At 60.2% G+C, this 13275-nt stretch carries 13 protein-coding genes; 9 read left to right on the top strand and 4 right to left on the bottom strand.

The genetic code is table 11. The features are described from left to right. Window positions 1-134: 134 nt before the first annotated feature. Complete coding sequence (locus ACYZT2_RS02455) at window positions 135-542, bottom strand: RNA-binding S4 domain-containing protein (RefSeq protein ID WP_007903079.1); 408 nt, start codon at window positions 540-542, stop codon at window positions 135-137. 214 nt (window positions 543-756) lie between these two features. On the opposite strand from ACYZT2_RS02455, the gene rimB reads away from it, so the two are divergent. After that, on the top strand, window positions 757-1236 hold the full coding sequence (rimB, locus tag ACYZT2_RS02450; RefSeq protein WP_461969832.1) for a retropepsin-like aspartic endopeptidase RimB: 480 nt from the start codon (window positions 757-759) through the stop codon (window positions 1234-1236). Further along, window positions 1233-2138, top strand: coding sequence for a 30S ribosomal protein S6--L-glutamate ligase (rimK, locus tag ACYZT2_RS02445; RefSeq protein WP_008005189.1), 906 nt, complete (start codon window positions 1233-1235; stop codon window positions 2136-2138). The genes rimB and rimK overlap by 4 nt, the downstream gene beginning before the upstream one ends. A 40-nt stretch (window positions 2139-2178) precedes the next feature. Here the strand turns inward: rimK and ACYZT2_RS02440 are convergent, their stop codons facing one another. The 3 genes from ACYZT2_RS02440 to ACYZT2_RS02430 all read right to left on the bottom strand — a co-directional run bounded on the left by ACYZT2_RS02440 (window position 2179) and on the right by ACYZT2_RS02430 (window position 4590). Continuing rightward, entirely contained in the window at window positions 2179-3492 is a 1314-nt protein-coding gene (locus ACYZT2_RS02440; protein WP_461969829.1) for an ATP-binding protein, read from the bottom strand. A gap of 113 nt (window positions 3493-3605) precedes the next feature. Then, entirely contained in the window at window positions 3606-4346 is a 741-nt protein-coding gene (gene ompR, locus ACYZT2_RS02435; RefSeq protein WP_007903084.1) for an osmolarity response regulator transcription factor OmpR, read from the bottom strand. Next, window positions 4321-4590 (bottom strand): hypothetical protein, encoded by a 270-nt coding sequence (locus ACYZT2_RS02430; RefSeq protein WP_461969826.1) that lies wholly within the window; start codon window positions 4588-4590, stop codon window positions 4321-4323. The genes ompR and ACYZT2_RS02430 overlap by 26 nt, the downstream gene beginning before the upstream one ends. Window positions 4591-4708: 118 nt before the next feature. On the opposite strand from ACYZT2_RS02430, the gene ACYZT2_RS02425 reads away from it, so the two are divergent. The 7 genes from ACYZT2_RS02425 to tauD all read left to right on the top strand — a co-directional run bounded on the left by ACYZT2_RS02425 (window position 4709) and on the right by tauD (window position 13207). Continuing rightward, on the top strand, window positions 4709-7033 hold the full coding sequence (locus ACYZT2_RS02425) for a Tex family protein (protein WP_461969824.1): 2325 nt from the start codon (window positions 4709-4711) through the stop codon (window positions 7031-7033). After that, on the top strand, window positions 7033-7416 hold the full coding sequence (locus ACYZT2_RS02420) for a PaaI family thioesterase (RefSeq protein WP_461969822.1): 384 nt from the start codon (window positions 7033-7035) through the stop codon (window positions 7414-7416). The genes ACYZT2_RS02425 and ACYZT2_RS02420 overlap by 1 nt, the downstream gene beginning before the upstream one ends. 383 nt (window positions 7417-7799) lie before the next feature. Further along, on the top strand, window positions 7800-9383 hold the full coding sequence (gene gshA / locus ACYZT2_RS02415) for a glutamate--cysteine ligase (protein ID WP_461969820.1): 1584 nt from the start codon (window positions 7800-7802) through the stop codon (window positions 9381-9383). A gap of 242 nt (window positions 9384-9625) precedes the next feature. Beyond that, window positions 9626-10603, top strand: a complete 978-nt coding sequence (tauA, locus tag ACYZT2_RS02410; RefSeq protein ID WP_461969818.1) for a taurine ABC transporter substrate-binding protein — start codon at window positions 9626-9628, stop codon at window positions 10601-10603. Window positions 10604-10619: 16 nt separating this feature from the next. Continuing rightward, window positions 10620-11414, top strand: a complete 795-nt coding sequence (gene tauB / locus ACYZT2_RS02405; RefSeq protein ID WP_461969816.1) for a taurine ABC transporter ATP-binding subunit — start codon at window positions 10620-10622, stop codon at window positions 11412-11414. After that, the gene (gene tauC, locus ACYZT2_RS02400; RefSeq protein WP_461969814.1) at window positions 11411-12244 is read left to right on the top strand and encodes a taurine ABC transporter permease TauC; all 834 of its coding nucleotides are present in this window, start codon (window positions 11411-11413) and stop codon (window positions 12242-12244) included. The genes tauB and tauC overlap by 4 nt, the downstream gene beginning before the upstream one ends. A gap of 120 nt (window positions 12245-12364) precedes the next feature. Next, window positions 12365-13207, top strand: a complete 843-nt coding sequence (tauD, locus tag ACYZT2_RS02395; protein ID WP_461969812.1) for a taurine dioxygenase — start codon at window positions 12365-12367, stop codon at window positions 13205-13207. Window positions 13208-13275: the final 68 nt, after the last annotated feature.

Raw genomic sequence — 13275 nt, 5'->3', positions numbered from 1 at the left:
TGAACAATCCGGGGTTGTTCCAAGCAAGGTCAAACCTCGGTTTTCGACGAACGGCGTTTTCGCTTTGCCGCTGTCGAGTACACCCATATGGCTACACAGGTGCGCGATTGCAAGTCTGCGCCCGACGGCCGTCACTACTCGTCGTTGCTGTTACCGCGAAACTTGAACAGATCCCGGCGCTGTTTCTTGCTCGGTTTGCCATCGGTGCTCACGCCCAACGCCCCGGCCTTGCGCATGGCCGCAGCCGCTTCACGCTTGGCAATGCTGGCCTCGGTTTCGGCATACAGGGCCTGAGCCTCCGGCGCGCCACGGCGCACGATCGACAGCGCCTGGACCACCACCGTGCGCTCTTCGAAGCCGGTGCGAATCTGAAACTCATCGCCGACCCTCGGCTCCTTGCCTGGCTTGCAGCGCTCGCCCCGGCAATGCACCTTGCCGCTTTCAATCGCGGCTTTGGCCAAGGCACGTGTTTTATAAAAACGCGCGGCCCACAACCATTTATCGAGACGGACCTTGTCGTCCTCTTCGCTTTTTTGTGCCATCGGATCACCTCATTCTGAAATATCGAAGAACTGTACTACCGTTTCTGTCGTGCCATGAATCCTCACACTGTGGATTAGAATGCAGGCATTCCCCGGCACATTGAGGGATGGAAATTCGGGCAGTAGATATCTGTCGCCTTTTACCCATTATTCTGCGTGAATACCGCGAATTCAGCCGCACGCGGCCAGAGCGGTTTTTACCGGTTGAGCACTTTTGAAGACATTTGATCATTTGACCGTTATCGGTCTGCGCGAGTGGGTGGCGCTCCCGGATTTGGGAGTCGCTGGCCTTCGGGCAAAAATCGACACCGGCGCCAGCACCTCCAGCCTGCACGCCACCGATATCGAGCCATTCGAGCGCGACGGCGATCAATGGGTGCGCTTTACCGCGCACCTGGGGACGGTAGTGCAACTGCGTCACCGGCGCTGCGAGGCCCCGCTGGTAACGAGGAAAACCATTAAAAGCTCCAATGGCCATGCGCAGATGCGCTATGTAGTCAGCACCACCCTGGCCCTCGGTGATCGGGTCTGGCGGGTCGAGTTCACCCTCGCCTGCCGCAAGTCCATGCGTTATCGCCTGTTACTCGGTTCCAAAGCTCTGATCGACGGCCAGTTGGTGGTCAATCCGGGCATTAAATATGTACAAGACAAGCCGGTGTTCCCGGTATCTACCTTCTCCACAGGTGTTGCATGAAGATCGCTGTGCTGTCGCGGAACCCGCGTCTGTATTCCACCCGTCGTCTGGTCGAAGCCGGTATGGAGCGTGGCCATGAAATGGTGGTGATCGACACCCTGCGCGCCTACATGAACATTGCCAGCCACAAGCCGCAGATCCACTACCGTGGCAAACCGCTCGAGGGCTTCGATGCAGTGATCCCGCGGATCGGTGCATCGGTGACGTTTTATGGCTGCGCGGTGTTGCGTCAGTTCGAAATGATGGGCGTGTTTCCGCTCAACGAATCGGTGGCCATCGCCCGTTCGCGAGACAAACTGCGCTCGCTGCAATTGCTGTCGCGCCGGGGAATCGGTTTGCCGGTCACCGGTTTTGCCCACTCCCCGGATGACATTCCCGACTTGATCGAGATGGTCAACGGCGCGCCGCTGGTGATCAAGGTGCTGGAAGGTACCCAAGGCATCGGTGTGGTGCTGTGTGAAACGGCCACCGCGGCGGAATCGGTGATCGAGGCCTTCATGGGCCTGAAGCAGAACATCATGGTTCAGGAATACATCAAGGAAGCGGGCGGTGCGGACATTCGTTGTTTCGTGGTCGGCGACAAAGTAATCGCGGCGATGAAACGCCAGGCCAAGCCGGGGGAGTTTCGCTCCAACCTGCATCGCGGCGGCAGTGCGAGCCTGATCAAGATCACGCCGGAAGAACGCATGACTGCGTTGCGTGCGGCGAAGGTCATGGGGTTGGCGGTGGCGGGGGTGGATATCCTGCGCTCCAATCACGGCCCGCTGGTGATGGAAGTGAACTCGTCGCCGGGGCTTGAAGGGATTGAAACCACCACTGGGAAGAACGTGGCGGGGATCATCATCGAGCATCTGGAGAAGAACGGTGGGCCGAATATGACTCGGACCAAAGGGAAGGGTTGAGCCTGAAAAGATCGCAGCGAGGCTGCGATCTTTTCAACCGTTAAACCGCATCCCGCGGCAGCATTAACCCAAGCGGCAACCGCACCCGCGCTTCCAGCCCACCACCGGACCGATTGCGCAACTCGACATTCCCGCCATGCATCGAAGCGATCCGCTTCACGATCGCCAACCCCAACCCGGTCCCCTTCCCTCCCCGAGCCCGATCGCCACGGGTGAACGGGTTGAAGATCGCCTCCAGCTCCGACGGGTCGATTCCCGCACCACGGTCCATGACGCTCAGTACTACATACGGCGCACTGGTATCCCCAGACACATAAGCCGCCACTTCAACGCCGCTGCCGGCGTGATGCAGAGCATTACCGATCAGGTTGTTCAGCAACCGTTTCATCGACACCCGCCGCAGCGGGAACGGCTGGATCGGTTCCAGGCGCAAGCGCACTCTGTCTTCGTTCTGGTTGTACGGCGCGGCAACTTCGCGAACCAGATCGCTCAGGTCCACTTCTTCCACCGACTCGTCACGTCCGTCACGAATGAAGGCCAGGAACTGATCCAGAATCGCGTCCATGTCTTCGATGTCGCGGACCATGTCGTCCGTCAGGTCGCTGTGGTCGCCCATGAGCTCCAGAGACAACCGCAAACGGGTCAGCGGTGTACGCAAGTCGTGGGACACCCCGGCCAGCATCAATTCGCGCTCGCGGCCCGCCTGTTCGACGTCTTCGGCCATCTGGTTGAAGGCGCGGTAAACCTCGGTCATTTCACTTGGCGTGTCGCTGATCGGCAGGCGCACGCTGCGGCCCTGGCCGAGTTGCCTCGCGGCATAGACCAGACGTTTCAATGGCTGATTGAGCTGGCTGACGAAGATCCACGCCGAAGCGGTGGACAGCAGACCGATAGCGAGGAACCAGCCGAGTACGTTCCAGATTTTCTGGCCGCGCAACGGATGCGGGTAAAGCGGCACTTTCAGCCAGCCATCGCCCAGGCTAGGCGCCCGAACCCACAGGGCCGGCGGCGAGTGCATGCGTAATCGCACTTCGGTGTCGTCACCCAGTTCGGCCTGCATCTGTCGCTGATAGATCTCGCTGTAGGGCCAGTGTTGTTCACCTTCCGGCACACCGGCACCCACCACCCGAATCAGGGTCGCGGCATCGGCGATTTTGGTGCGATTTTCTTCGTCGGCAGCCCAATAGGCGCGCAGCGTCAGGGCGACGCCGTGGCTGTATTGGCGATCCACCAGCACATCTTCGTTCATCAACAGATAAACCAGGGTCAGCGCCTTGGAGAACAGGACGACGATCAGCACCAGCCACAGGGTGCGGGAGAAGAAGCTCTGGGGGAACCAAACAGGGGTTTTCATGGGTAACCGCTACACACTTGCAGGAGCGAGCATGCTCGCATATTGCGGATCGCGGGTCTGCGGGAAGGTCATCTGACCCCTTGCCCGCAAGACCCGCTCCTACAAATCACCAATCACTTCGTGGCGGCGCCATCCGGAACGAACACATAACCCACACCCCAGACGGTCTGGATGTAGCGTGGTTTGGATGGATCGGGCTCGATCATCCGGCGCAGACGCGAAATCTGCACGTCGATGGAACGCTCCAGGGCATCCCATTCGCGGCCACGGGCCAGGTTCATCAGTTTGTCGCGGGTCAGTGGTTGACGCGCGTTCATGACCAACGCCTTGAGCACCGCAAACTCACCGGTGGTGAGCATGTGCACTTCGTCGCCGCGTTTGAGTTCGCGGGTGGCCAGGGACAGTTCGTAGTCACCGAAGGTCACGCTTTCGTCTTCGCTGCCCGGGGCGCCCGGCACCGGTGCCGCCTGACGACGCAGAACCGCTTTGACCCGAGCCATCAACTCGTCCGGGTTGAACGGTTTGGCCAGGTAATCGTCGGCGCCCAGTTCGAGGCCCTTGATGCGGCTGAGCTCATCGCCCTTGGCGGTCAGCATGATGATTGGAATCTGATTGTTCGCCGTGCGCAGGCGGCGGCAAGCGGTCAGGCCGTCTTCGCCGGGCAGCATCAGGTCGAGGACGACCAGGTTGAACACTTCACGCGCCAGCAGGCGATCCATTTGTTCAGTGTTCGGGACGGCGCGGGCGCGGTAGCCCTTGCTGACGAAAAAGCGTTCCAGCAGGCTGCTCAGCCCAGGATCGTCGTCAACAATAAGAATTTTTTCGCCTTCAGCAATGTTTGCAGTGCTGCTCATTGGATGCTCCTTTGATCTCGGCGCGCATTATGGCGTAGCTGCCGTTATACGCACCGTGTGCATTGTTAGCAGATTTTTCCTTCACCGCCAGAAAACCGGGCATTGTGCCTACAACCCGCGATGCCCCCGAATGGACAGAACGCTGGTTATAATGCGCGGCCTTTTGTGTCAGGCAACGTCTGATCATTACTGTAGGTGGCCGTTTTTTATTTTCATGGCGCAGGCAGTAATTGTTCGATTTCACGGGTCAACGGGATACCTTTTGATCCAGGTAGCGGCGCAGGCCAGGCCGCTCAACCAGACTCGCCGAGCCCTTATCTCTGCGCCTGCGAGCCTGCTTTCACAATTTGTCAGGTGGTTTTATGGACAGCATCAACAGCCGCATCGCCGAGGAACTCGGCGTCCGCCCACAACAGGTCGAAGCGGCCGTCGCGCTACTCGATGAAGGCTCTACCGTTCCCTTCATCGCCCGCTACCGGAAAGAAGTGACCGGCAGCCTCGATGACATCCAGTTGCGTCATCTGGAAGAGCGTCTGCGCTACCTGCGAGAACTCGACGAACGGCGGATCAGCATCCTCGCCAGCATCCAAGAGCAGGGCAAACTGACCCCGCAACTCGAACGCGACATCAAACTCGCCGACACCAAGACTCGTCTCGAAGACTTGTACCTGCCGTACAAGCAGAAGCGCCGCACCAAGGGCCAGATCGCCCTGGAAGCCGGCCTCGGCGAACTGGCCGACGGCCTGTTCAACGACCCGAGCCTGAACCCTGAAGCCGAAGCCGCGCGCTTCATCGACGCCGAAAAAGGCGTGGCCGATGTGAAAGCCGCCCTTGAAGGCGCCAAGTACATCCTCATGGAGCGCTTCGCCGAAGACGCCGGCCTGCTGGACAAGTTGCGCAACTACCTCAAGCAGGAAGCTATCCTCAGTGCCCGCGTGATCGCCGGCAAGGAAGAGGAAGGCGCCAAGTTCCGCGACTACTTCGAACACGACGAACCGCTGAAAAGCATGCCATCGCACCGCGCGCTGGCGATTTTCCGTGGCCGCAACGAAGGCATTCTGAGTTCCGCGCTGAAAGTCGGCGATGAACTGCCGGGCACCATGCATCCTTGTGAAGGCATGATCGGCCAACAATTCGGCATTCAGAACCAGAACCGTGCCGCCGACAAATGGCTGGGCGAAGTGGTGCGCTGGACCTGGAAGGCCAAGCTCTACACTCACCTGGAAACCGACCTGCTGGGCGAGCTGCGCGACGGCGCGGAAACCGAAGCGATCAACGTGTTCGCGCACAACCTGCACGATTTGCTGCTGTCGGCCCCGGCCGGCCCGCGCGCCACCCTGGGCCTCGACCCGGGCCTGCGCACCGGCTGCAAGGTCGCCGTGGTCGATGCCACCGGCAAGCTGCTGGATCACGCCACGGTTTACCCGCACGTGCCGCACAACAAGTGGGACCAGACACTCGCCGTGCTCGCCGCCCTGTGCGCCAAGCATTCGGTGGACCTGATTGCCATCGGCAACGGCACCGCCAGCCGTGAAACCGATAAGCTTGCTGCTGAGCTGATCAAAAAATACCCAGCCATGAAGATGACCAAAGTCATGGTTTCCGAGGCCGGTGCATCGGTGTACTCGGCGTCGGAACTGGCGTCCAAGGAATTCCCGGACCTCGACGTATCGATCCGTGGCGCGGTGTCGATTGCCCGTCGCTTGCAGGATCCACTGGCCGAGCTGGTGAAGATCGATCCGAAATCCATCGGTGTCGGCCAGTACCAGCACGACGTGTCGCAGCTGAAACTGGCGCGTGGCCTGGACGCCGTAGTTGAAGACTGCGTGAACGCCGTGGGCGTCGACGTCAACACCGCCTCCGTGGCGCTGCTGGCGCGCATCTCCGGTCTCAACGCGACCCTGGCGCAGAACATCGTCAGCCACCGCGACGAGCATGGTGCGTTCAAAACCCGTGCGGCGCTGAAAAAAGTCGCGCGTCTGGGTGAGAAAACCTTCGAACAGGCCGCCGGCTTCCTGCGCGTGATGAATGGCGACAACCCATTGGATTCGTCCGCGGTTCACCCGGAAGCCTATCCGCTGGTGCAGCGCATTGCCGCTGAAACCGACCGTGACATTCGCTCGCTGATCGGCGACGCGAGCTTCCTCAAGCGTCTCGATCCGAAAAAGTACACCGACGAAACGTTCGGTCTGCCAACGGTCACCGACATCCTGCAAGAACTGGAAAAACCCGGCCGCGACCCGCGTCCCGAGTTCAAGACAGCCGAGTTCCAGGAAGGCGTCGAAGACCTCAAGGACCTGCAGCTGGGGATGATCCTCGAAGGCGTGGTCACCAACGTGACCAACTTCGGCGCCTTCGTCGACATCGGCGTGCATCAGGACGGTTTGGTGCACATCTCGGCGCTGTCGGAGAAGTTCATCAAGGATCCGCGCGAAGCGGTGAAGGCCGGTGATGTGGTCAAGGTGAAGGTCATGGAAGTCGACATCCCGCGCAAACGCGTTGGCCTGTCGATGCGTATGAGCGACACCCCGGGCGAGAAGATCGACGGTGCCCGTGGCGCGCGTCCGGGTTCGGCACCACGCCAATCCCAGAACACCGCACCGCGCAAGGAAACCACGGCAACAGCCCCGGCCAACAACGCCATGGCCTCGCTGTTCGCCAACGCCAAACAATTGAAAAAACGCTGATGAAAATCCCGGCCGGCTTGACCGAAAGCGCGTTTTTCAAGCTGCTGGGGTGTCGCTTGCACAGTCTGGAAACCGGGGTGGCGCAAGTCGCCCTGGCGCTTGAGCCAGAACTGCGCAATCGCGGCGGCAAGCTGCACGGCGGCGCCTTGTTCAGTCTGGTGGACATTGCCATGGGGCTCTCCTGTTCCAGCACCCACGGCTTTGACCAGCAGAGTGCAACCATCGAGTGCAAGATCAACTACATCCGCGCCGTCGCCGACGGTGAAGTGATGTGCACGGCACGGGTGATCCATCCGGGCCGCCGCACGCTGGTGGTTGAAGCCGACGTGATGCAAGGCGACAAACTCGTCGCAAAAGCACAAGGCACGTTCGCTGTCCTGTAGCCCCCAATCATCAATTTGAGTTAATTTCGGCGCTGTGACTGCAGCGTCGGAGTTTTCTTCGCGCGCGATAGCCAGATTCAGGGAATGAAGTTGGCCTTTAAAATGTGAGCCTGTGCGACTGATACCAGTCAGTTAAGGTGCGCAACCTGTGGGAGCGGGCTTGCTCGCGAAGGCGGTGTGTCAGGCGACTTCAATGTTGACTGACACGCCCTCTTCGTGAGCAAGCCCACTCCCACAGGGAATTGCGGTGATCAATCCTTAACTGGCTGGCATCTGTTCTGTGCGACTCAAGAACCAGGCGAAAACGCCAGTTTTAACTTCACCCTTGTAGACCGTCTTGCCCACCCCCATATTGGGGCGACTGACGCGTGAAGGAATCCAACTTGAGCGAACTTCTCAACCGCCGCCTGGCTCTGCTTGGCGAGCGCGCAAACCTCTCTCTGCTCGAACAGTGCCTTCACGGCATCGAACGTGAATGCCTGCGCGTGACAGGCGAAGGGCGCCTGGCGCAAACGCCGCACCCCGAAGCATTGGGTTCCGCGCTGACCAACGAACAAATCACCACCGACTATTCCGAGTCGCTGCTGGAGTTCATCACGCCGGCCCTGCCAGACCCGGCGGATACCCTGGCGAGCCTCGATAAGATCCATCGGTTTGCCTACAGCAAACTCGGCAACGAGTACCTGTGGAGTCCATCGATGCCGTGCCCGTTGCCGGCCGAGGAAGACATCCCGATCGCTTATTACGGCAGCTCCAACATCGGTCAACTCAAGTACGTCTATCGCAAGGGCCTGGCGCTGCGTTACGGCAAGACCATGCAGTGCATCGCCGGGATCCACTACAACTTTTCCCTGCCGGAAAAGCTCTGGCCGCTGCTTAAAGAGGCCGAAGGCTTTGTCGGCACCGATCGCGACTATCAGTCGTCAGCCTACATCGCGCTGATCCGCAACTTCCGTCGCTACAGCTGGCTGCTGATGTACCTGTTCGGCGCGTCGCCTGCGCTGGACGCCGGTTTCCTGCGCGGTCGTTCGCACCAGTTGGAACAACTGGACCCGGACACCTTGTACTTGCCGTACGCCACCAGCCTGCGCATGAGCGATCTGGGTTACCAGAGCAACGCCCAGGCCGGTTTGACGCCGTGCTACAACGATCTGGCCAGCTACACCGATAGCTTGCGCAAAGCGGTCGCAACGCCTTACGCGCCGTACGTCGAAATCGGCACGCATCAGGACGGTGAGTGGGTTCAGCTCAACACCAACATCCTGCAGATCGAAAACGAGTACTACTCCAACATTCGCCCGAAACGCGTGACCTACACCGGCGAACGGCCGATCCAGGCGCTGGTGGCCCGTGGCATCCAGTACGTCGAAGTGCGTTGCCTGGACATCAACCCGTTCCTGCCGATGGGCATCGACCTCACCGAGTCGCGGTTCCTTGATGCGTTCCTGTTGTATTGCGCGTTGAACGACAGCCCGCTGCTGACCAGCACCAGCTGCGGCAACGCGACGTCGAACTTCCTCAGCGTAGTCAAGGAAGGTCGTCGTCCGGGCCTGCAGTTGCAACGGGACGGCCACCCGGTAGACCTGAAGGAATGGGCCGGCGAATTGCTGGAAAAGATTGCGCCATTAGCGGCATTGCTGGATCAAAGCCATGGCGGCGAAGCTCACAGCAAGGCACTGGACGCACAACGGGCCAAGGTCAAGGACTCGTCCCTGACGCCATCGGCTCAGGTGTTGGGGGCGATGGCCGAGCACAAGGAAAGCTTTGCCCGGTTCTCCTTGCGCCAGAGTCAGGTGCATGCGGAATTTTTCCGTAGCGAGCCGCTTTCAGGCGAAGAACAGGCTAGATTTGAAGAGCTGGCCCGCTCGTCGCTGGCTCAACAAGTGGAGCTGGAACAGAACGAAGTCGGCGATTTCGATGTGTTTGTCGGGTCGTATCAGGCGAGTATTCTGGCGATCAGCAATTAATCTCTGAAGGTCCTTCGGACCTTTTCGCGGGCAAGCCTCGCGCCTACAAGTTTTATGTGTGCCGCATGATTTGGCACGACACATACTTTGTAGGAGCGAGGCTTGCCCGCGAAGGCCGCACCACGGTCTCTTAGAATTTTCCGCTCATAAGGTAATTCGAAAAAGTTATTTATTTTCGGATTCTTATATCATTTAGTCTCCTTTTCACGCCGACTCTCGGTCGCCTGACAAGGAGCTTCCCGATGAAACTGACTTCCCCTCTTGGCCTTCTGGTCGCCGCGTTTCTGGCCTCGGCGAGTTTCCTGGCTCAGGCGGCAGATGTGACCGTCGCCTACCAGACCACCGTTGACCCGGCCAAAGTCGCCCAGGCCGACGGCACCTATGAAAAAGCCACCAACGCCAACATCGACTGGCGCAAATTCGACAACGGCGCCGACATCATTGCCGCCATCGCTTCCGGCGATGTGCAAATCGGCTACCTCGGTTCCAGCCCCCTAACGGCTGCAATTACCCGCAAAGTCCCGGTAGAAACCTTCCTCATCGCCACCCAGATCGGCGCCGCCGAAGCGCTGGTCGCTCGCGACGGTTCCGGGATCAAGACCCCGCAAGACCTGATCGGCAAGAAAATCGCCGTACCGTTCGTTTCCACCGGTCACTACAGCCTGCTGGCCGCGCTGCAACACTGGAACATCGACCCATCGAAAGTCACCGTGCTCAACCTCGCGCCACCGGCAATCATCGCAGCTTGGAAACGCGGTGATATCGACGCCACCTACGTGTGGGACCCGGCGCTCGGCGTGGCCAAGGAAAACGGCAAAGTGCTGATCACCTCGGGCGAACTGGCCAAGTTCGGCGCACCGACTTTCGATGCCTGGATCGTGCGTAAGGATTTCGCCCAGAAGCACCCGGAAATCGTCACCGCGTTCGCCAAAGTGACCTTGGATGCCTACGCCGACTACCGCAAAGACCCGAAAGCCTGGCTCGCCAACCAAAGTAATGTCGACAAATTGGTGAAGCTCTCCGGTGCCAAGGCCAGCGACATTCCATTGCTGCTGCAAGGCAACGTCTTCCCGCTCGCGGCTGATCAGGTGATCACCCTCGGCGCGCCGACCACCAAGGCCATCACCGACACCGCGGTGTTCCTCAAGGAACAGGGCAAGGTCGAGGCCGTGCTGCCGGACTACGCGCCGTACGTCAGCGCCAAATACATCACCAATTGATCGGGAGTTAACCGCGATGGCTTTGCTACAGCTGGAGCGCATCTGCGCACAGTACCCAGGCAGCACGGAACCTGTGCTGGCGGATATTTCCCTGAGCCTGGGGCCCCGGCAGTTGCTGGTCGCCCTCGGCCCGTCCGGCAGTGGCAAGACCTCGCTGTTGAATCTGATTGCCGGTTTCGTCGAACCCAGTGCCGGGCGCATCACCCTCGACGGCGTGCCGGTCAAAGGCCCGAGCGCCGAGCGCGGCGTGGTGTTCCAGGACGACGCCCTGCTGCCTTGGCAGGACGTGCTGGCCAACGTCGGCTTCGGTCTGGAACTGGCCGGCATTGCGCGGGAAAAACGTGAACTGCGCGCCCGGGAAATGCTCGCGCTGGTGGACCTTTCCGGTTTCGAAAATCGCCGAATCTGGCAGCTCTCGGGCGGGCAGAAACAACGTATCGGCCTCGCTCGCGCCCTCGCAGCAGACCCTCGGGTTTTGCTGATGGACGAACCCTTCGGCGCCCTCGACGCCTTCACCCGCGAACAGATGCAGGAGCTGTTGCTGCAAGTCTGGCAGCGCACCGCCAAACCGGTGTTCCTGATTACCCACGACATTGAAGAAGCGGTGTTCCTCGCCACGGATCTGATTCTGCTGGCGCCCAACCCCGGGCAAATCGTCGAGCGTCTGAGCCTGGACTTCGGTCAGCGTTACGCTGCCGGCGAATCGGCGCGGGCGATCAAATCCGACCCGCGCTTTATCGAAACCCGCGAACACGTGCTCGCCAAAGTGTTCTCCCAACGCAGTACCGTCCAGCGGCAGGAGCGCGCATGAGCACCTATGAAATTCCAGCCGCGACGGTGAAATCGAGCTCGACGGTAGTTCCGCTGCGTCGCAGTTTGAACACGCGCTGGATCAGCGTACTGACGCTGGTCGCTCTCGTTGCCATTTGGTGGGCCGTCACGGCCACCGGTTTGATCGAACCGCTGTTCCTGCCGCCACCCTCCGCCGTGCTGCAAAAAGGCTGGCTGCTGATGACCACTGGCTACATGGATTCGACCTTGTGGCAGCATTTGGGCGCAAGCCTCAGCCGTATTGGCCTGGGCCTGGGTTTCGCCGTGCTGACCGCCGTGCCGGTCGGCATCGCCATTGGCCACAACCGCGTCGCTCGCGGCATTCTTGATCCGCTGATCGAGTTCTATCGCCCGATTCCGCCGCTGGCTTATCTGCCGCTGATCGTGATCTGGTGCGGTATCGGTGAGCTGTCGAAAGTGTTGCTGATCTACCTGGCGATCTTCGCTCCGATCGCGATTGCCACCGCCACTGGCGTGCGCACCGTCGACCCGGCGAAATTGCGCGCCGCGCAGTCGTTGGGCGCGACCCGGGCGCAGTTGATTCGCCATGTGATTCTGCCCAGTGCCTTGCCGGACATTTTGACCGGCGTGCGGATTGGTCTGGGTGTGGGTTGGTCGACGTTGGTGGCCGCTGAATTGATCGCCGCCACCAGCGGTTTGGGCTTCATGGTGCAGTCGGCCGCGCAATTTCTGGTCACCGATGTGGTGGTGCTGGGGATTCTGGTGATCGCGCTGATCGCCTTCGTCATGGAAATGGGCCTGCGTGCGCTGCAACGCAAACTGGTGCCATGGCATGGCCAGGCTCACTGAATATTCATCATGTGGGAGCGAGCCTGCTCGCGAATGCAGAGTGTCATGCGACATTGCTGTGACTGATACACCGCTTTCGCGAGCAGGCTCGCTCCCACAGTCGGATTGAAGAGAAAGACCATGAGCAACCTGACCATCGTCCCCTTAAGCTACGCCCTCGGCGCACACATCAGCGGCGTCGACATCAGCCAGCCACTGAACCTGGAACAGCGCGACGCCATCGAGCAGGCACTGCTCAAGCATCAAGTATTGTTCTTCCGCGATCAGCCGATCACACCCCAGCAGCAGGCACGTTTCGCCGCCAATTTCGGCGACCTGCACATTCACCCGATCTACCCGAATGTGCCAGAACAGCCCGAAGTGCTGATCCTCGACACCGCCGTTACTGACGTGCGCGACAACGCCATCTGGCATACCGACGTGACTTTCCTGCCGACCCCGGCTCTGGGCGCGGTGCTCAGCGCCAAGTTGTTGCCGGAGTTTGGTGGTGACACGTTGTGGGCCAGCGGTATCGCGGCGTATGAAGCGCTGTCCGCGCCGATGAAGTCCTTGCTCGAAGGGCTGACGGCTACCCACGATTTCACTCGTTCGTTCCCGCTGGAGCGCTATGGCAACACGCCGGAAGCCTTGGCCCAGTGGGAAGAAGCGCGCAGAAAAAATCCGCCGCTGTCGCACCCGGTGATTCGCACTCATCCAGTGAGCGGACGCCGGTCGTTGTTCGTCAATGAAGGCTTCACATCAAAGATCAATGAGCTGTCGGAAACCGAAAGCGAGGTGATTCTGAAATTCTTGTTCGTCCACACTACACGGCCGGAGTTCACCATCCGCTGGCGCTGGCAGAAAGACGACATCGCGTTCTGGGACAACCGTGTGACCCAGCATCACGCGGTGGATGATTACCGCCCGGCGCGGCGGGTGATGCAGCGGGCGACGGTGTTGGGGGATGTGCCGTTTTTTCGGTGATCAGCCAGTTATTTGTACTGAAATTGATGGCGCCATCGCGAGCAGGCTCGCTCCCACAGGGTTATCGG

It is taken from the genome of Pseudomonas sp. MDT1-85, from assembly GCF_054898065.1.
The sequence above is the reverse complement of the archived record's forward strand: the minus strand, read 5'-3'. Positions and strand labels throughout refer to the sequence as shown.